This is a genomic window from Paenibacillus sp. FSL H8-0457, assembly GCF_038051935.1.
Taxonomy (GTDB): Bacteria; Bacillota; Bacilli; order Paenibacillales; family Paenibacillaceae; genus Paenibacillus_AQ; species Paenibacillus_AQ lautus_A.
Genome location: NZ_CP150293.1, coordinates 2,598,657 through 2,617,521, shown reverse-complemented (window position 1 = coordinate 2,617,521; position 18,865 = coordinate 2,598,657). Strand labels below are relative to the sequence as shown.

13 protein-coding genes are annotated in these 18,865 nt (G+C 52.1%); all 13 read right to left on the bottom strand.

The annotated features are described in order from the left end of the window. The 13 genes from parE to MHI43_RS11515 all read right to left on the bottom strand — a co-directional run bounded on the left by parE (position 1) and on the right by MHI43_RS11515 (position 18,809). Entirely contained in the window at positions 1-1,980 is a 1,980-nt protein-coding gene (parE, locus tag MHI43_RS11575; protein WP_009591364.1) for a DNA topoisomerase IV subunit B, read from the bottom strand. A 114-nt stretch (positions 1,981-2,094) separates the two neighbouring features. Then, on the bottom strand, positions 2,095-3,084 hold the full coding sequence (locus MHI43_RS11570; protein WP_036665572.1) for an ABC transporter permease: 990 nt from the start codon (positions 3,082-3,084) through the stop codon (positions 2,095-2,097). Further along, entirely contained in the window at positions 3,077-4,045 is a 969-nt protein-coding gene (locus MHI43_RS11565) for an ABC transporter ATP-binding protein (RefSeq protein ID WP_036665573.1), read from the bottom strand. The genes MHI43_RS11570 and MHI43_RS11565 overlap by 8 nt, the downstream gene beginning before the upstream one ends. A gap of 34 nt (positions 4,046-4,079) precedes the next feature. Next, entirely contained in the window at positions 4,080-4,931 is an 852-nt protein-coding gene (locus MHI43_RS11560) for a GDSL-type esterase/lipase family protein (protein WP_036665575.1), read from the bottom strand. A gap of 145 nt (positions 4,932-5,076) precedes the next feature. Further along, positions 5,077-5,805 (bottom strand): CAP domain-containing protein, encoded by a 729-nt coding sequence (locus tag MHI43_RS11555; RefSeq protein WP_036665576.1) that lies wholly within the window; start codon positions 5,803-5,805, stop codon positions 5,077-5,079. A 344-nt stretch (positions 5,806-6,149) separates the two neighbouring features. After that, positions 6,150-6,611 carry a GNAT family N-acetyltransferase gene (locus MHI43_RS11550; protein ID WP_009591358.1) on the bottom strand — a complete coding sequence of 154 codons (462 nt, stop codon included), beginning with the start codon at positions 6,609-6,611 and terminating at the stop codon, positions 6,150-6,152. A 141-nt stretch (positions 6,612-6,752) separates the two neighbouring features. Beyond that, positions 6,753-8,618 (bottom strand): ABC transporter ATP-binding protein, encoded by a 1,866-nt coding sequence (locus MHI43_RS11545; RefSeq protein WP_015734599.1) that lies wholly within the window; start codon positions 8,616-8,618, stop codon positions 6,753-6,755. Next, positions 8,615-10,393 carry an ABC transporter ATP-binding protein gene (locus tag MHI43_RS11540; protein ID WP_015734598.1) on the bottom strand — a complete coding sequence of 593 codons (1,779 nt, stop codon included), beginning with the start codon at positions 10,391-10,393 and terminating at the stop codon, positions 8,615-8,617. Before MHI43_RS11540 ends, MHI43_RS11545 begins: the two co-directional genes overlap by 4 nt. 543 nt (positions 10,394-10,936) lie before the next feature. Then, positions 10,937-14,578 carry a dynamin family protein gene (locus MHI43_RS11535; RefSeq protein ID WP_036665577.1) on the bottom strand — a complete coding sequence of 1,214 codons (3,642 nt, stop codon included), beginning with the start codon at positions 14,576-14,578 and terminating at the stop codon, positions 10,937-10,939. 204 nt (positions 14,579-14,782) lie between these two features. Beyond that, positions 14,783-15,064: a hypothetical protein gene (locus MHI43_RS11530; protein WP_015734596.1), complete on the bottom strand. Its 282-nt coding sequence runs from the start codon at positions 15,062-15,064 to the stop codon at positions 14,783-14,785. Beyond that, positions 15,030-15,248 (bottom strand): hypothetical protein, encoded by a 219-nt coding sequence (locus MHI43_RS11525; RefSeq protein ID WP_009595261.1) that lies wholly within the window; start codon positions 15,246-15,248, stop codon positions 15,030-15,032. Before MHI43_RS11525 ends, MHI43_RS11530 begins: the two co-directional genes overlap by 35 nt. Positions 15,249-15,322: 74 nt before the next feature. Further along, a complete protein-coding gene (nth, locus tag MHI43_RS11520; protein ID WP_009595169.1) occupies positions 15,323-15,994 on the bottom strand; it encodes an endonuclease III in 672 nt (223 codons plus the stop codon). Positions 15,995-16,079: 85 nt separating this feature from the next. Beyond that, positions 16,080-18,809 carry an S-layer homology domain-containing protein gene (locus tag MHI43_RS11515; RefSeq protein ID WP_036665578.1) on the bottom strand — a complete coding sequence of 910 codons (2,730 nt, stop codon included), beginning with the start codon at positions 18,807-18,809 and terminating at the stop codon, positions 16,080-16,082. Between the last annotated feature and the right edge of the window lie 56 nt (positions 18,810-18,865).

The following is an 18,865-nucleotide window of genomic DNA, read 5'->3' as shown; positions in this document are numbered from 1 at the left end:
CTATTCCTCAAACTCCGCGAAGTTGACATTTTCAACGATCCACCGCTTGCGGGGATCTACCTTATCTCCCATCAGCGTAGACACGCGCCGCTCCGCTTTGGCGGCATCTTCGATTTGAACCTGCAGCAAGGTCCGTGTTTCCGGGTTCATCGTCGTTTCCCATAACTGCTCCGGGTTCATCTCGCCCAGTCCCTTGTAGCGCTGCAGCTCAAAATTTTTGAATTCCTTCAAATAATTAGCCAGCTGTTCATCCGTCCAGGCATACCGCACGGTTTCCAGCTTGCCGGATTTGCTGGCAATTTTATACAACGGAGGCTGCGCAAGATAGACGCGGCCTTCATCAATCAACGGCTTCATGTATCTGTAGAAGAACGTGAGCAGCAGCACCTGAATGTGGGCTCCATCCGTATCCGCATCGGTCATGATGATGATTTTCGAATAATTGCTGTCCCCGGCTGTAAATTCCGTACCGATCCCCGCGCCGATCGCGGATACGATCGCACGGTATTCATCATTCTTCAGGATGTCGGCCAGCTTGGATTTTTCCGGGTTCATCGGCTTCCCTTTAAGCGGCAGGATCGCCTGGATCTTAGAATCCCGCCCCTGCTTTGCCGAGCCGCCAGCGGAGTCCCCTTCGACAATGAACAATTCGGTTCGCGAAAAATCCTTGGACTGAGCCGGTGTCAGCTTGCCGCCGAGATTGGAACTCTCGCTGCGCTTCTTGCCGCTGCGCATCTCATCCCTTGCCTTCCGGGCCGCTTCGCGCGCTTTGGAGGCCTGAATGGCCTTCTTCAGCAGCGTTTGGGCAACCTGCGGATTTTCCTCTAGGAAAATTTGCATCTTCTCGGTAACGATGCTGTCCACCGCGCTCCGCGCAGAGGCGCTTCCCAGCTGGTCCTTCGTCTGACCCACGAATTCGACCTCAGCCATCTTGACGCTGATTACGGTCATCATGCCTTCCCGGAGGTCATTCCCCTCCAGATTCTTGTCCTTTTCCTTCAGAAGATTGTTCTTCCGTGCATAATCGTTCATGACGCGCGTATACGCCGTCTTGAAGCCCGTCTCATGCGTACCGCCCCCGCGCGTCGGGATGGAGTTAACGAACGAGGCCAGCGTTTCGGTATATCCTGCATTATATTGAAGGGCGATTTCGACTTCGATGTCATCCTTCTCGGCATAAAAATGGATCACATCGTGCAGCACGTCCTTGCCTTCATTCAAAAATTGGACGAACTGGCTTGCGCCGCCTTCATAAAAAAATTCTTCCCCATTCCCGCTCCGCTCGTCTTTCAAGACTATTCGGAGTCCTGAATTCAGGAAGGCAATCTCCTGTAAGCGCTCTGCAAGCGTGTCGTAGTTCAGATGCGTTCCCGAGGTAAACACGCGCGCGTCCGGTTTAAACGTGATTTTCGTCCCTGTTTTGTTCGTATTGCCCAGAACCTCAAGACCGGTTACCGGTTCTCCGACATGCTCTTTTCCTTTTTTGTCCTGCCAGTACTCGAAGCGTTGGCGGTGAATTTTACCTTCGCGGTAAATCTCCACTTCCAGCCACTCGGACAACGCATTGGTTACGGATGCGCCAACGCCGTGAAGGCCGCCGGACTTCTTGTATCCGGAACCGCCGAATTTGCCGCCGGCATGCAAAATGGTGAATACCACCTGCGGCGTGGGAATGCCGGTCTTGTGCATCCCGGTCGGAATACCGCGTCCGTTATCGTATACCGTCGCGGATCCGTCTTTATGCAAAGTAATTTCAATTCTCGAGCAGTACTTGGCCAAATGCTCGTCAACGGCGTTGTCCACAATTTCCCATACCAGATGATGCAGACCCGACGAGCTTGTGCTCCCTATGTACATGCCTGGCCGTTTGCGTACCGCAACAAGGCCTTCGAGCACTTGAATGTCGTCAGCATCGTATCCTGAACGGTTAGTACCGCCGTTCTTTGATGACTCTGCAAACATATCGATCTGTTCGACCATTCATGCTCCTCCTTCAATTTCACGTATCTCGTGTTTTCTATTTCTACATTCCAATATTTTAGAAGAACGCGGTTCTCTAAAAAATGCAAACAAATGTTTCATGCTTTGTCCATTTTAATTCAAGATATCCCTTCTCGTAAAGACACTGAATGCAACAATAACCGCACAAATCGCCCAAATGGCTAATACGGCAAGGGAAAAATTCAAGGTCATGCCCTCAATCGGCGGCAAATTGCCCGCTAAATAACTGGTCAAATTCAGGTTTACCATGAACAAATATTTGGCGCTGCTCCATGCCGACGCCATATTCGTCAGAATATTTCCGGCGATCAATGCCGCCATCATAATGACGATGCTGGCCGCCGTGCTTCGAACCAGGACGGATACCATAAAAGCCAGCATGCCGACGCATACGCCGACAAACCAGACCAAACCGCCCTGCATCAGCAAATACTTCCATTGGGGCACCGCATGAACGCCGGACATATCCACGTCTGACCCGACAATTTGGAAACCCGTGAATACCGGGATGTCAAACCCCTTGTAGCCGAAAGCGAGACCAGAGATCAGGTAAGCGATGACAAAGGTGGAAACGACAATGAGCGACGTGAACATGATCAAGGCTACCAGTTTGCTCAGCAGCACTTTCCAGCGCTTTACCGGCCTTGTCAGGAGCATCTTAATGGTGCCGGTCGTCCGCTCTCCGGAAACGATATCCGAAGCAATGGCCATGATGAGCAGCGGGATAAACAAGGATATCGCATTGTTCAGAAATTCCCGCGTGAACGTTACCCCGTTTGGTTGATTAGGATTCACATCATGCTGCAAATAATACTGCATCTGCTGAATAAAGATTTGCCGATATCGTTTCCATTCATCCGGCACCCGGTCACTGCTAAGCGAATTCTCATTATCCGTGATCCGCTGCTGAAGCTCAAGCCGCCAGTCGCTGTTGAACTTATCCCGGCTCCGTTCTGCGGACTTCATCTGGGCGTATGTAAACATGGGCACTAGGACGAGGAGAACCAGAAGAACCACATAAAACCGCTTACGCTTGATAATTTTGATGCATTCGTTCTTGATCAGGGGCAACAGATTACTCAATGCTCTCACCCTCCGTCATCTGCAGGAACAGCTGCTCCAGCGTAGGGTTGATCCGGTGAACCTCCCGGACCTGCACGCCGGCGCCAACCAGCCTTTCCACAGCCCTTGATGCATGTGCAGCATGCATTCGGGTCACAACGGCATCCGGTGACATGCCTGCCAGTACATTATCGTCAAGCACGTCCTCCGGGCGGTCCACGATCTCGCAATAATCCAGCTTCTGCAGAATTCGTTTACCCTGCACGGCGGGATTCAGATCCCAGATGACATGATCGCTGCTGCCGGCAATCAATTCATCGACCTCGCCTACCGCAAGCACCCTTCCGCTGCTGATGATGGCTACCCGATCGCATAACAGCTGGATTTCGCTCAGCAGATGGCTGGAAACAAATACAGCCAAGCCCTCCTCGGCCAACTGATGGATGAACTGCCGCATTTCTTTGATTCCCTTCGGGTCAAGACCGTTCGTCGGCTCGTCCAGAATCAGCAGCTTCGGCCTGCCGAGCAAGGCCTGGGCGATCCCCAAACGCTGCCGCATGCCAAGTGAATAAGTGCTGACCTTGTCATGGATTCTTCGATCAAGCCTGACCGTATCCACAACTTCCTGTATCCGCTGATCGTCAATACCGGGCTGCATTCTCGCAAAATGCTCGAGATTTTCCCAGCCGGTCAAATACGAATACATCTCCGGATTCTCCACGATGGATCCAATATAGCGCAGCGCCTGCTCCTGCTGGCGGTTCACATCGTAACCGCAGACCTCGATCCTGCCGGATGACGGCTTGATCAAATCCACAAGCATTCGGATCGTGGTTGTTTTTCCTGCCCCGTTCGGCCCCAGGAACCCGAATATTTCGCCCGCGCGCACATCGAACGACACATCATGTATAATCCATTTTCGACCGATTTTCTTTTTTACATGCTGGACGGATAGTACGATTTCCTGCACTTGTTCATTCATCGATTTCCATCTCCCACCTGACATCCTCTTCATGCTACAGCATACCTTCTACAATTCGATCCGCGATGGCCTGATATCCTGCCCCGTTCGGATGGAAATGGTCCGTGGACAGATACTCGCCGAGCTTATGCTGAAACAAATCGAATGTAGGGACAAGCGTCATATTGGGATCCCGGTTTACGAGCTCCATGACCGCATGATTCCATGCTGAGACCACGACATTGCCGGGTATCAGCAATTCTTCCAAATCGGAAAAGGGATGATACAAGCCGATATAAACAATTCGGGCATTCGGATTAATATCCCGAATCTTCTCAAGAATTGTCTGCAAGCGTTCGGAGGCCTGCGGCAATGCGCCCATCAGCATGGCTGGATCGAGCTCCAGCTCGCCGGCATCCGCCGCCCCCTCCATCAGCCCGCTTCCTTGAAAGATATCATTGCCCCCGATAGACAGCATAATGACGTTGGCTTCCTTCAAGGCATACTGTATTCCCTTGTCGTCCAGCTTAGGGAGAAGTCCCTCGGTGGTCATTCCGTTTATCGCCAGATTGGCCAGCAGGCTGGCCGTTCGTCCATCGCCGTTCAATTGTTCGACGCTTCGGCGGACAAAACCGCCCCCGGTACTGTCCCCCGTTCCCTTGGCAAGCGAGTCTCCGATCGCCGTCACTTTCAGATCATTTGGCAGCACCGCTTCCGACGGAGCCCGTTCCGGCTTCGGCGGCACAGTCTCTTGGCCTGGCGCGGCGGATTCGCCGCCGGTGAGCAAGGGCTGACCTTGAGGATCATTAATATCCTTAAACGCATACACGAAACCGAATATAAGCACAATCGTTACGATAATCGACACGGAGGCCGTGATACGCCATATCCATGCAGATGACTTCATGACATTCCCCCTACAAAAATCCTCATGTACATTACCATAAGACTTCTATAAAAAATTTGCAAATCAAAACACGCAAAGAAGGCTGCCCCGGACGCAGTTTTCTGCGCGCCCGGGGCAGCCTTATCATGTAAAACAAGATCCGTGCTTATTGGCTGATGAATTCCTGAACCCAGTATCCGTTGTAATATCCCACACCGATCATGGTGAAATTAGGAGACAGGATATTTTCGCGGTGACCTTGGCTGTTCATCCAAGAGTTCATGACTTCCTGCGGCGTGCGCTGCCCTTTAGCGATATTCTCGCCGGCATAGCCGTAAGAAATGCCGTAAGCCTTCATCATGTCGAATGGAGAGCCGTGCGTTGGCGAAGTGTGGCTGAAATAATTGTTATTGCTCATGTCCTTCGCTTTGTCCAGTGCTACCGTTGTCAGCTTGGCATGTACCGTGAGCGGCTTCAGGCCAGCTTTCGAACGCTCTTGGTTCACCAAGTTGACAACTTCGGAAGCAAAATTCGATTGCTCCGTTGTGCCCGCAGATTCGGAAGGCTGGGACGGAGTCGTAGATGGCTTGCTCACAGGCTTGCTTGCTTCTGGTTTGCTTGCTTCCGGTTTGCTGGTCTCAGGCTTGCTTGTTTGAGGCGTCTCTGCAGGCTTGTCCGCCTGAGGCTTTTCCGTTTGCGGTTGTTGGACGACCACCCATTTAAACTGCGACTCCAAGCCTTGGCTCTCCAGGAATTTCTGGATCTTCTGTTGCCAGTTTACATAATTATTGCTATCAGCAGGTGCAGCCGAAGCCGTTGTCGGCAGCATGATGCCAACAGCCAATACAGCCGCGATACTGCCGCCTGCGATTTTCTTTATCCAATGGTTGTTCATGAATACTCATCTCCTATGCTCATAGTTGTAGAGTTTGCTTGACCGCCGTTCTAAGATGTTGAACTTGATGGGTGTGGGGCGGTCAGGCATTGGTTACATTTTTGTAATCAGGTACGAACACATTGTAACACATTTGATACCTTCGGCAATCCTACAATTGTTGGAAAGGAGTCCTTGAATTCCTACTTTATGCTCAGGGCCCCAGAAACCAATACCGGTCCTGGTCGAATGAATTCCTTGTATTTTTGATAATCGGGTAAAATCTTCTAAACTTCCATAGAATCTAGGTCAGAACAAGAAAAAACCCACCCCGAAAACGGGGTGGGTTAATGAAAAGGCCCAGGCTACAGCTTTTTGCTGAACTGGTAACCAGCCTTTTCAAATCCAATATGTTCATAAAATGCATGTGCGGGAGCAAGTTCTTCCCGGTTGCCGCTTGTGAGAAACAAGAGGTGGCTACCATGCTGTCTTCCCCATGTCTCTGCACCGCGAATCAGTCGTTTGCCAATTCCTTGGCCGCGGTAGCTTGAGGTTACAATAACCGAAGTAATTTGAGTGACCGGTTCGGTCATAGTGAAGGATTTGACTTGACGAAGCATGATCATGCCGACGACGTCTCCATCAACCTCGGCAACCAGGTTGCCGTATAACGGGTTGTCGTTCATGGACTCCATCCGTTCACGCATGACGTTGAGCGTGGTCGGATAATTCAGTTCTCGCATCAAGGATGTGACAGCTTCCAAATCATTCTTCTCAAAGTTTCGAATCAGCAGTGCAGGCGCAGAAATTACGCTTTCGATGCTCATTATACCCTCATGCTTCCCTTCTTCTATGAATTCTGAGTAAACTCTACTTCTATTTTGTAAGTTTATGAAGAAGATTGCAAGTATCAAGCGACATTTTTTTTACATTTGTGTCCGTTTTGTTAAACCTTTGTTAAGCCGTTTTTACAAAAATCGGTATTGTGCTTCAATCAGCCCATGATATGTCCCCTGCTTCTGCATAAGCTGGTCGTGATTTCCTTCTTCGATGATCTTCCCGTGATCCAGCACGACGATATGATCGGCATGGCGGATCGTTGATAATCGGTGCGCCACGATGAAGGAGGTACGTCCCTGAAGCAGCACTTTAAGGGCACTCTGGATTTTTAATTCCGTCTCGGTATCGATACTTGCCGTTGCTTCATCCAGTATCAAAATCCGCGGGTCGGCAAGGAGCGCCCTCGCAAAGGATAGCAGCTGCCGCTGCCCCATGGACAGCATGTTACCGCGTTCCTCGACCTCGGTATCGTAGCCGCCCGGCATCTGGACTATAAACTCATGGGCGCCCACAGCCTTGGCCACGTCTTCAATCTCCTCATTGGTCGCATCCAGACGGCCAAAGCGGATATTATCCCGAATCGTACCCGAGAATATAAAGGTATCCTGCAGCACGATGCCGATCTGATTCCGGAGGCTTTCTACCGTCACCGTTTGAATATCGTACCCGTCGATGGTTAACTTACCGTCCGTAATATCATAAAAGCGGCTGAGCAAATTAATGATGGTACTTTTGCCTGATCCGGTATGACCGACCAACGCAATCGACTGGCCTGCCTTCACGTCCAGATTGATGCCTTTTAGAGCCTGGCGTCCTTTTTCGTATTCAAACACCACATTCTCCAGCTTGATGTCCCCTTTAATGGTCGGCAATTTCTTCGCGCCAGGCTGATCATCGATGCTCGGCTTCTCGTCTATGAATTCAAAGATACGTTCGGACGATGCCATCGCGACAAGCAGCTGGTTATACATTTGGCCGAGCCGATTGATCGGCTCCCAGAAGTTCCCGACATATTGGGTAAAGGCAATCAACAGACCGATCGTGAGCTCGCCTTGCTGTATCAATACGGCACCAAGCCAGAACAAGATCAGGGAACCGAACCCCCCGGTAATCTCGATAAGAGGCCCAAACCCTTGGTTCATGGCCGACGCCCTATCCCAGGACTTTTTGCTGTCCAGGTTCATGTTATCAAAAAATTTCATATTTTCTTCTTCTTGCGTATAAGCTTGGGTAACGCGGATTCCCTGAATGGATTCGTTCAAGTGGGAGTTAATCCGCGAGTTCCGGATCCGTACTTCCTGCCATGCGCGCCGGATGCGCACACGGAGTTTCGTAGAGATAAAGAACATGATCGGTACCGTCACGATCACGGCCAGGCCAAGCTTCCAGTTAATCAACAGCAGGATGACAACGATGCCGACCAGCTGTACGCAGTCGATGATCAGATTGACAACCCCGTTCGTAAACAAATCCTGCAGGGAGTTGACATCGTTCGTAACGCGAACCAGCACGGATCCCGCCGGACGCTTGTCAAAGAAATTAAAGGATAGGCGCTGTATATGCTGGAACAAATCGGCGCGCAGGTCATAGATAACCCGCTGACCGATGATATTCGTAAACTTGATCCGGAATATCCCGGCAACCCATTGAATGATATACATCGCCAGAACGGCGATCGTAATCTGATACAGCAGGGTCAGGCTCGGATTTCCTTCCTTCGGGTCAATGGCCTGATCAATAGCCAAGCTCGTCAGGAACGGAATGGCAAGCTTCGTAATCGTGCCGATAATCATCATGAGGCCGATCAACGGGAGGATCTGTTTGGCATATGGTTTCATATACGAGATCAGACGCGTCAGCTGCGTCCAGTTAAACGGCTTCTCGATCGCATCGTCGTCCTTGTATACAAAACGTTCATTGGTTTCTTCCGAAGGCTTCCGCGGCCTCGGAATCTTTTGCTTCTGATGCGGTTCAGTATTTACGTTGGCGTTCATGCTTGCACCTGCCCTGGCGTACCTCCTGCTTGAGCTTGCTTCGCAATCAGGTCCGCATATTGTATTTTGTACACATCCTGGTAAGGTCCCGGCACCGCAATCAAATCGTTATGCTTGCCGCGCTGCACGACTCTACCTTCATCCAGAACGAGAATTTCATCCGCATGACGCAAGGAAGAAATACGGTGAGCGATAATAAAGGTCGTTCTGCCGTTCATGACTTCCTGGAAACCGGATTGGATTTCATGCTCTGTTTCCATGTCCACTGCGCTGGTGGCATCATCGAGGATCAGGATTTTCGGGTCCTTCAGAAGTGCACGGGCTATCGCGATCCGCTGCTTCTGTCCGCCGGAAAGACCCATCCCCCGTTCACCGACAATGGTATCGTAGCCATCCTTCATTTCCATAATGAAGTCATGTGCCTTGGCCAGCTTGGCTACCCGAATGATTTCATCCATGCTAACGTCCTTCATCCCGTAAGAGATATTGTTGCGGATGCTGGACGAGAACAGGAAAGTCTCTTGGAAGACCGTTGCAATCTGGCTGCGCAGACTCCGGACCTTAATATCGTTGATGTTCACGCCGTCTAATTTGATGCTGCCCTGATTCACGTTATAGGCATGCATCAAGAGCTGGATAATGGTTGACTTCCCTGAACCTGTTCCCCCCAGCAAACCGATCACGGAGCCGGGACGAGCATCCAGATTGATATCTTTGACGGCAGCCATCTTGTTGCCGTAAGCAAAGGTGACATTGTCGAACACGACATGACCCTTCACCTGGCTTGGCACCAAATCTACCGCACGCTCACGGTCTTCGACATCAATGGGCTGATTCAACAGCTCCAGCACCCGTTCACCCGAAGCCTTCGACTGCGTATAGTTGTTAATGTGGAACCCGATCCCCCAAAGAGGTCCGATTATGTACCAAATTAAGGTGAAGAATGCTGCCAGCTCCCCTACCGTCATGGAACCTTGGATAACCATGGCGCCCCCGACGGCAAGCAAAATGACGACGCTGACATTCGCAAAGAGCTCCATCATCGGGAAATAACGGGCCCACAGGGAAGAGGCGAATATCTGATTGGTTTTGTAACGCTCATTCCGTTCGGAGAATTTCTCCACTTCGTGAGGCTCGCGAGCAAAGGATTTAACGGTACGAACACCCGTAATATTCTCCTGAACCGCGGTAGTCAGCGAGCTGAGCGCCAGGCGCATCTCCTGGAACGCCGGATGGATCTTGGACTCGAATTTGAGAGCTGCGAACACCAGAAATGGCATCGCTACCAAAGTAACCAGCGTCAATTTCCAGCTGATGGTGAACATCATGATGGAACCGAAAGTCACCATCAGTACGAGGTTGAGGAGTTGGGCAAAACCGAAGCCGATAAACATCCGGATTGCTTCCAAATCCCCCGTCAGCCGCGACATCAAATCCCCTGTCCGAGCCGTGTCGTAATAGCGGAACGATAGAAATTGCAACTTTTCATAGCAGGCGTTTCGCAACGAGTAAGCCAGGTAATTCCCCAGCCTCCCTCCAAAGAATCCATGCAAAAACTGCATGAAAGCTTTAAGGATGACCACGCCCAGCACGGTGAGTGCCAGCTGCGGTACGATGCCGTAATTCTCCAGCTTGATTGCATCGTCAATCAGCACTTTTAACAGCTGCGGATAGACAAGACCTAAAGCGGTTGCAATCGCCAGACACAGAATGGAAAGAAAAAGATAACTTCGTTTCTCCCAAAAGAAGCCCTGCAGTTGCCTGAGAACATTCATGTTTATCCTCCTTTGGATTTTTTACGTTCAGGTTATGTAGCATTTATGAAGTTTATCATCGACCCGAACCCGCGGCAAAGAGAGAAAACCGTCATAAATGAGCCAAAAGGACCTAATGGGGGCAAATAGTATAACTTATCATTGTTTCATGATGAAATCATCGGGAATTCTCATCATTACTAGGGGATATAATCACATTGTCAGTCCCTTCAACCGTTAGGCTTTATCCGCTATTTTCGACTTTTTTGAACATGCTTGAAAAAGGGTAATATCCTAAGCTGGTTTCATCCTATTCGCGTTCGCTGCAGCGGATAAAAATATGCCATATCGTCCTATGCCGCTTTCATCAGGAGAGCGGTCCATCGATAATAATAGGACGAAAGACGCCCCGCCACGGATGGCATATGGGACGTCTTTCGATGGTTCAACATGTGATTGGCGTTCATTCATCCGGTAAAAAGGGAACGGGCCTTACCGGAAGTTCGCACCATGCTTCTATTCTATTGCAACTCTTGCTTCATGCTAGACGGGAATGTTCCGTCTTTACTGCGCTGACTTCATCATGGCTTCCAAATCATCCGCCAGTTGACGCCACATCAACGGAGACTGGCCGTCCTGCAGCGAACCCAGTATGGCAGCCATGGATTCCTTCAGCTGTTCCTCCAATGCGGATACATGATGCTGCAGTGAACGTTCGCTCATTCGAACATAGTGGTCCGTCAGCTGCTCTTCCCGCAGGCCGACCACACCCGCCACGGCTTCCTTCACTTTCGGCTCAGCCGCTTCGCGCAGCTTGGAACTTCCGCCGCCCTCAAAGAAATGTTTGGGATTCTTAAAGGTCGACCAGAAGGTTAGCCAATCCCCTTGGATTTGCAGCTCCGTTTCGTCCAGCTCCGGCGGTGCCCAGTCCGGATCCCGGCGTATGGCCAGTGACAGACCCTCGGCCATGCCGTTGATATCGGCTGCGGCCTTAAATGCCGCGGCTTCGGTTAATTTGCGGCCGGCCGTCTCCAAACGAAGCGTGGTGGCCCATAGTTCCTGATCCAGCTCTACGGACATCGTTCGCATCAAATCACGTCCGCAAGCCGCAAATGCCGATTTCAAATGCCCTGCATCCTCCCGAAGCACGGAAGGATTAAACGACTCCTGGAAGAAACGGTTCATGGCATACTCCAGCCGCTGCCGCACGTGAAACAGCAGCTCGCTGCTTTCTTGACCGATGTCGCGGGCCATTTCCTGCTCCGCCAAAGCGTTAAGGCGGGCCATGGCTTGGTTTTGCACCTCTTCCAGCTCCCCGATTTTCCGCTTGCGCGTGGTCTCATCCTGAGCGGCCATTTCAGCCCACCCCCGGATACGGTCCCTCACAGAAGCGATCTCATCATAACCGGCACGCTGGGACAGCCTTGGCAGCTCTTCCACCGCAAATCGGCCCAGCGCTTCTTCGAAAACAGGGAATCCCGATGCCTGCAATTTCTCCTCGTCCCCTTGCCGCTTATTGTCCAGCGCAGCCAGACTGGAGACGGGGAAGATATGCGGGCTGCCTACGCCGCTGGCTGTAAGATTGGTGCGCACATGCTTCACCACCTCATTCAGCTCGTCTTCGGACTGAGCTAGATCAGCCGCATTGACGATAAAGAACATTTTATCCAAGGCAAAGCTGTCTTTGACCCGGCCCAGCTGGGACAGGAATTGCCGGTCCGCTTTGGAGAACGCATGGTTGTAATACGTTACGTAAACAATCGCATCCGCATTTTTAATATAGTTGAAGGTGACGCCGGTGTGCCGGGCATGCAGGGAATCCGCTCCCGGCGTATCCACCAGCACGATCCCTTGCTCCGTCATCGGACAGCTGTAATACAGATCGATCCCGTCGACAAAGCAGGATTTGGTTTCGTCCGCCACGTATCCCCGATATTCGGCCAATTCTACCGTTTCCGTGGTGCCGAGCCTGGACTCCATCTCATCCCAACCGGAGGCGGCGGCCTTTAGGAACCCGTAATGCGGCAGGCCTGCCGGGTGAATTCCGGCCGGATTCAAACCTTCAGCCACGTTCCGCCAATTGGCCGGACTCGGTTCTTGGAGACCCAGCACGCCGAAGGAATACTTCAAATCGTCCCACCACATATCGCGGCTCTTCATACGCACGTCTGCGGTACCATGTGATCTTCCTTCGGCCGGTGCCAATATGCGGTTCACCGCCGCCGTTGTCGGATGCGGCGATACCGGCAGGACCGACTCGCCAAGCAGTGCATTGGCGAAGGAGGACTTTCCGGCGCTGAACGCTCCGAACAGCGCCAGGGTGAACGAGCCGCCCGCAAGCGCATCCGCGCGGGCGGTCAGATCCCGCGCGGCCGACGCCAGCGCGGGGTGCGGCGCCAGCAGCGCCGCCGCTGCGCGCAGCTCGGCTGCCGCGGCCTCAAGCCGCTGCCGCCGCTGCGGTGCCGCCTGCGCAGCGGCGGCCCGGGGCGCCGTGCGCCCTTGCCCCGGCTGCGCCGCCGGGGCGCCGCCCTGGGCAGCCGCATGCGCAGGCTGCCCCTCCGGCTCCCTCACCTCCGGCAGGAGGCCGGGGGTGAGGGAGGTGCGCGGCGGGAGCAGCTCGGCCAGCTCGCCCGCGCGGGCGGCTTCCGCCTGCTGCAGGGCTGCGTAGCTGGCGGAAGCCGCGGATTGCGCCAGGAGCTCGGCGCCCTGGCGCTCCAGCTCCTGCAGACGGACGGCCGCAGCGTCCGTCAATGCCGCCTTCAGCCGGTCGGCAAGCACCAACACGGCCATGCGGTAGCTGCCCTTGATTTCCTCGGCCAGCTCCCGGTTATAGTTCAATACATATTCGCCCGACACCGTGGCTTCCGGATTCACGGTTCGCGTAATCATATCCTCCCGCACGCCCGGAAGTTCGGCGTCCATCAAACGTTCCCATTCGGCATTCCATTCCGCATGCTGCTCGACGCTATTGCGGAACAGCGAACGCAGATGCCAGTCGACCTGCGAAGAGGTCTGCTCCTCCAAACGATGATGGAAGGCCTCCAGACGGCGACGGCGCTCTTCCTCCGTCTTGCCGCCCGAGAAGAGGAACCCGACCTTAAAGCCGGATTTCCGGCTCTCCAGGAAAGATAGGCTTAAATCCCGAACATCCGCCGGCGTTAGATTGGCATTGGCAAGCAGCTTATCGGCTTCCTTGCGGAGTTCTGCGCGAACCGATTCCGGCAGCCCCGCTACGGTTCTTTTTTGTTCTTCCAGCTCCTGCAAGCGCGCTTGCAGCGCCGCTGCGGCCTCCTCGCCTCCCATTTCCTCCAGCAGCCGTTCCTTCTCCTCCTGATGACTGCGGGTATAGGCTTCCACATGCTGATCCGCAGCATGACGAATGGAGCAGGAAACGCTATGGCGCAGCAGCGGCTCCTTCCGGGATATCAGTTCGCCGATCAAAGACTTCAGCGTCTCCCATTGATTATAGGGATGCTCCTGCACTTTAAGCGAGGTGCATAACAACCCTTTGTACGTGATCTTCCACTGGGCGAATGCCTTCTTGACGTCGTTCAGGTAAGAAGACAGCGTCAGCTCGTCATCACGATGCTTGTCGATCTGATTCACGATCAAATATAGCGGCTTCCCCCAATCCGACAGGCTCTTGGCAAACATCAGATTACTCTCCGATTGCACATGATTGTAATCCATGACGTAAAACACGATATCCGCCATATGCAGAGCGGAATGGGTCGCTAGCCGATGCCCGTCGTCGGTCGAGTCGACGCCGGGGGTATCCATCAATACTCCGTCCACGCCAAGCAGCGGCACGTCATCCCACACTTCAATCGCGGAATACTCCCGGCCCTCCTTGCAGTATTCCGCAAGTTCGTCGATCGTTACCTTGATAGGCTCCCCATGGTCCGCGACAGTCCGGTGAATCAATGCCCGGGGCTCGCCGCTTCGAATCGTGACCACATTGGCACTCGTCGGTACCGGACCCGAGGGCAGCACCTTTTTGCCGCAAAGCGCATTGATCATGCTTGACTTCCCAGCTGAAAAATGACCGCAGAAGGCAAGCGTGAGCTCGCCGCCAGTACCCTTGCGTATCAAATCCTCGGTCAATGCGGAGGAAGACTCGTCGTTCCAGTCCAAAAAACGGTCCCGGACTCTATTTAATTCCGTCATGCTGTATCCGATTTCATCAGTCATCAACTTCAATGTCATTTCTCGCTCCTGTCCATTGATCTCTCCATCTCTGACACCATCTGTTCACATCATTTTATTTTATCACCGCTTGCGCCGTAAAGGAATCATTTCATGATCCGCCGTTTGTCCCGTTCTATGCAAAATGGCAGGCCAAGGAAGAATCGCTTCCTTGCCTGCCATGGGTTCAACATCTCATTTTTTAAAACATCAAATTTGAAGAACTTAAGATACGACGGTGTTCTCTTCTGCCGGAATCAAAATTTCGAACACGTTTCCGTGCTGCAAAATGGTTAAACCGCGAGACTTATCGCGCATCACGACCACTTCCGGCTTCTGAGACATACGCTCCAAATAATGCTCGGGAGCATCCCCGGAGTGGCTGAACGTCACGCCTTCCACTTCCTGCTCTTCATTCTCGCTCAGTTGGTTCTGGCTCTCCACCACATGTTCAAAAATATCCGAGAACAATTCAAAATTGTCGGTGTAAACAGAGATGCATTTCATGTGTAATCCCATCCTCTTTTAAATTTAGCTCCTGCTGATCCGGGGTGCATTCCTTTTTCACCTTGCGAATATCCGGCATTTCTATTCGGTCACAGTTGTTTCCAGATTTCCATTCGCCCATGCGGCCGAAATAGAAATCCGGAGACAAAGGCAAGCGCGCTGGCTTGCTTGCAATGATGCCCATTCGCCGGCTGTCAAAGTTCGGTGTTCTCCCGAATCAGATGAACTGTTTCTTTTTTTGTCTGTTTCTTGCTGGTGTTACGGTTGTTCCTTATTCTTCCTGACTGCTAAGGTTTTCATACGTTTCTTTCCTTCGCGGCAAACATCCAGCAGCGGGCATACCGGGCATTGCGGATTTTGAGCTTTACAGTGGTACCTTCCGAAAAAAATGATCCGATGATGCGTCATCGTCCATTCTTCACGCGGCACCCGCTTCATCAGCTTTTTCTCCACTTCCAGCACGGAATCTTTCCAAGCAGCCAGTCCAAGCCGTTTGGATACCCGCTCCACATGCGTATCCACCGCAATGGCAGGCACGCCAAAGGCGTTGGAAACGACGACATTGGCCGTCTTGCGTCCAACCCCGGGCAATTTGACCAGCTCGTCATGAGCCTCCGGTACTTCCCCGCCATACTGTTCGATCAGAATCCTGCACAAGTTCTGAATATGTTTGGCCTTGTTCCGGTATAACCCGATCCGTCTGATATCCTGCTCAAGTTCCTCGATCGGTACCGATACGTAATCCAAAGGCGTTTTGTATTTCTGAAACAGATCCTTTGTTACTTTATTTACCGTTTCATCCGTGCACTGGGCGGACAGCAGCACGGCGATGGTCAGCTCAAACGCATTGCTGTGATTCAGTTCGCAATGTGCATCCGGAAACATGCTCTCCATCGTGTCCAAAATATGCCGCACCGTTGCCGCATTCATATGATTTCCCTCCCGCAAAAAAAAATCTTGATGCGGAAATCCCCGCATCAAGACGGTGTTTCTCGAGCAATCCCAGGTCGATAATTTACTGTTTTACAATCTCAACAACGACACCGTTGTTTAAGTACAGTACAATATTATCATTTTCCTTAAGGGATTGCACGGACAAAGTCGTGTCACCTTGATGAACAAATACTTTATCGGATAACGTAAATCGGTAATTATCGTTAATCGATTTGCGTTTCACTTGAATTTCGGTGTTGTTCGCCTGCCAGAACGCACGCTCGATCTTCTCCAGGACTTGGATGATCGTTACGCCTTGAATGTCTTTTCGAATCTCTACGCGATCTCCCTGCGTCAACGTGCTTAAGTTCGAAGCCGTCGAACCATTCTTGACGACCTTGACGCCGCCGCTTACGCCTAGGGTCTGGCTGTTGCCCGAATGATCCTTCACGGTCAATACATTACCCGAAGCATCCAAGCTGGTGACTTCGCCAAGCGTCAATTTGACTTCGGCAACCGAAACAGCCGTTAAGCCTTGAAGCGTAATATTAACGAGAGTTCCGGGACGCAGGTCTGCAAGCAGGATCGCTTGTCCGCTATCGCCGGTCAATGTTGCTTTGTCCGTGTAAATGTCGCTTGTAGCGCCATTCGCTTTCACTCGAATGCGGTTTTTCGCCGGTTCGGTGAATACGACCTCGAACTGCGCGGATGTCTTAAGTTTCAGGCTCTGCAAGTAATCCTGGTTGGTCGACAGCTCCGCCGAAACCTCGTCGCCGACACGCACGTCCGCCAGGGAAGCGTTCGATTTGCCGAAGATTTCTACAAGCAGCGTGCTGTTGTATGGAATTTCCTCCACTTTTCCGTTGGCGGCCACAATCGATATCACTTTCTTGGCTGTGTTAATGCTGCTGATTTTACCTTCAACTTTATAAACCACTTCCAGTGAAAGCGCACGGGTGCCAATGAGCGATACGCTGACCTTGCGTCCTGCTCCGAGCAGCGGCTCCACTTTATCCAGCGTTGTTCCGTTGCTCGATTCCAGCTTCGTCTTATCGTCCAGGATGATGACGCGAGGCTGATTGTTAGCATCCTTGACGGTCAGCCAGTGCGTCTTCGCATCGTAATTGACGATGGTGACGGCATCCAGCTGTTCCATTTGACGGCCCGTTACTTCGATCTTCGTGATTTTTTCCTCGCCATTGATGGTCAGCGTCACTTGATCGCCGGATACGGCGTCAGCGAGCAAATCGGACAAAACGGGCTTCGCCACGCCACTCATAATAATTTCCGGCTTCTCTGCCAGAAACTTCGTTTCGAGCTGCGTGCTTCCGCTGCGCTTATACGTGATGGTTTTTCCATTCTCTTCAACAGAATACAGCATCGCCTGTATCGTACGGTCGACGCTTTGCGTGACCTCCACCGATTGAAGAATGCTGTTTTTTACCGTGAAATTCACGGCATAACCATTCTTCAGCTCCGCCGGTGACAGAATTTGATTCTGATAGCGAATGACGGTAGCATCGTCCCACGTGTACGTGTCCTCATAACCGGTGCTGTCCTTAAGGGTTACTCTTTTGTTCGCCGTGTCCACGTTTTGGACGACGCCCGCTCCCGTCTTGTTCACCAAGCCGCTCTTCACGCGGATCGACACGATTTTTTTCTGCGGGCTGTAGGTTTCGCGCTCAATGGTAAGCAAGCTGCCTGCAGCAAGCGTCTTCGGATCGATTTGGATACCGTTCTGGTCCAGGAAAACCGTGCTTGGCTCGTAACTCAGCTCTTCAAATGTACTGCCTGTATCAAGCCAAATCACGTTGTTCGGAGACAAACGGGCATAGGTGCGGTCAAACCGCTCCACCTGCTGGGCTGGATCCGTAATTTCCACGTAAGCAGCGGTTCCGTTATTCGCGACGACCACCGCTTGCGTGTATGGATTGATGTCCGAAAACTGCAATCTTTTCTCCGAATCGGACGCAAAATAAGCCGTGGAAGAATCCAGCTTGAATGAGTTCAGCTTGCCGTCGGCATACAGCTCCAGCTTGCCGTTCTCAATCGAAGCGATGGAGCCTTTGTACTGATTCTCGTAATTCGTGGTAATGTACGCTTGAGCCCGGCTGAAGAACGTTGCAAGCTGGGCACGGGTAACCGCCCCTTGCGGATCGAATTTGTTTCCGTTCACGCCTTTGGCAAGGCCCAGCTCAACCGCCACATTAACGTATCCCAAACGATCCGGGGATATCTTGGCGTTGTCCGCAAAGCCTGTCGCTTTATTTTTGGCGGCATTGGCCTCCGCGGTACGTCCAATGGAACGGACAAGCACTTCGGTAATCCATTCCCGGGATGCTTTCTGCGCGCCCCAGATGACTTTCTCGTCCGTGTATCCGGATTCTTTTTGCTTGTCGAGCAGGTTTTGCTGAAAAGCCAGTTCAACATACTTCGTAAAATAATCGTTCACTTTAACATTTGTCGGTAATGTCGCAGCGCCGCTGCTTAATTGATCCTGCATGCTTAAGAACCGGATCGCCATCGTCACAGCTTCCTGCTGCGTTACAGGATCGTTCGGACGAAACTTTCCGTTATTCCCGGTCACGATCCCCTGTGCTGCTAATTGATAAATGTACTTTTCTCCCCAATAACCGGCATTCACGTCGCTGAATACGTTAACGGCCGTTTGGGGTGCATTTGCCGTTGTCGCATTTGCTGCTTCTTCATCTGCCGAGACGATCGAAGCTCCGCCTCCGAATGCTATAAGTCCGGCCATGACGGCGGAGACCACTTTTTTGGAATGAACATGTTTGCTGTGTCTAAGTACCATTTTCTTTCCCCTCTCAATTACTACTGCTTCATCATATACTAATATTCGACAGCAGA

Bases quoted from the DNA above. Each gene is read 5' to 3' on its own strand.
- parE (WP_009591364.1), bottom strand. From the start codon at position 1,980: ATGGTCGAACAGATCGATATGTTTGCAGAGTCATCAAAGAACGGCGGT.
- MHI43_RS11565 (WP_036665573.1), bottom strand. From the start codon at position 4,045: ATGAATGAACAAGTGCAGGAAATCGTACTATCCGTCCAGCATGTAAAA.
- MHI43_RS11560 (WP_036665575.1), bottom strand. From the start codon at position 4,931: ATGAAGTCATCTGCATGGATATGGCGTATCACGGCCTCCGTGTCGATT.
- MHI43_RS11555 (WP_036665576.1), bottom strand. From the start codon at position 5,805: ATGAACAACCATTGGATAAAGAAAATCGCAGGCGGCAGTATCGCGGCT.
- MHI43_RS11550 (WP_009591358.1), bottom strand. From the start codon at position 6,611: ATGAGCATCGAAAGCGTAATTTCTGCGCCTGCACTGCTGATTCGAAAC.
- MHI43_RS11545 (WP_015734599.1), bottom strand. From the start codon at position 8,618: ATGAACGCCAACGTAAATACTGAACCGCATCAGAAGCAAAAGATTCCG.
- MHI43_RS11540 (WP_015734598.1), bottom strand. From the start codon at position 10,393: ATGAATGTTCTCAGGCAACTGCAGGGCTTCTTTTGGGAGAAACGAAGT.
- MHI43_RS11535 (WP_036665577.1), bottom strand. From the start codon at position 14,578: ATGACATTGAAGTTGATGACTGATGAAATCGGATACAGCATGACGGAA.
- MHI43_RS11530 (WP_015734596.1), bottom strand. From the start codon at position 15,064: ATGAAATGCATCTCTGTTTACACCGACAATTTTGAATTGTTCTCGGAT.
- MHI43_RS11525 (WP_009595261.1), bottom strand. From the start codon at position 15,248: ATGGGCATCATTGCAAGCAAGCCAGCGCGCTTGCCTTTGTCTCCGGAT.
- nth (WP_009595169.1), bottom strand. From the start codon at position 15,994: ATGAATGCGGCAACGGTGCGGCATATTTTGGACACGATGGAGAGCATG.
- MHI43_RS11515 (WP_036665578.1), bottom strand. From the start codon at position 18,809: ATGGTACTTAGACACAGCAAACATGTTCATTCCAAAAAAGTGGTCTCC.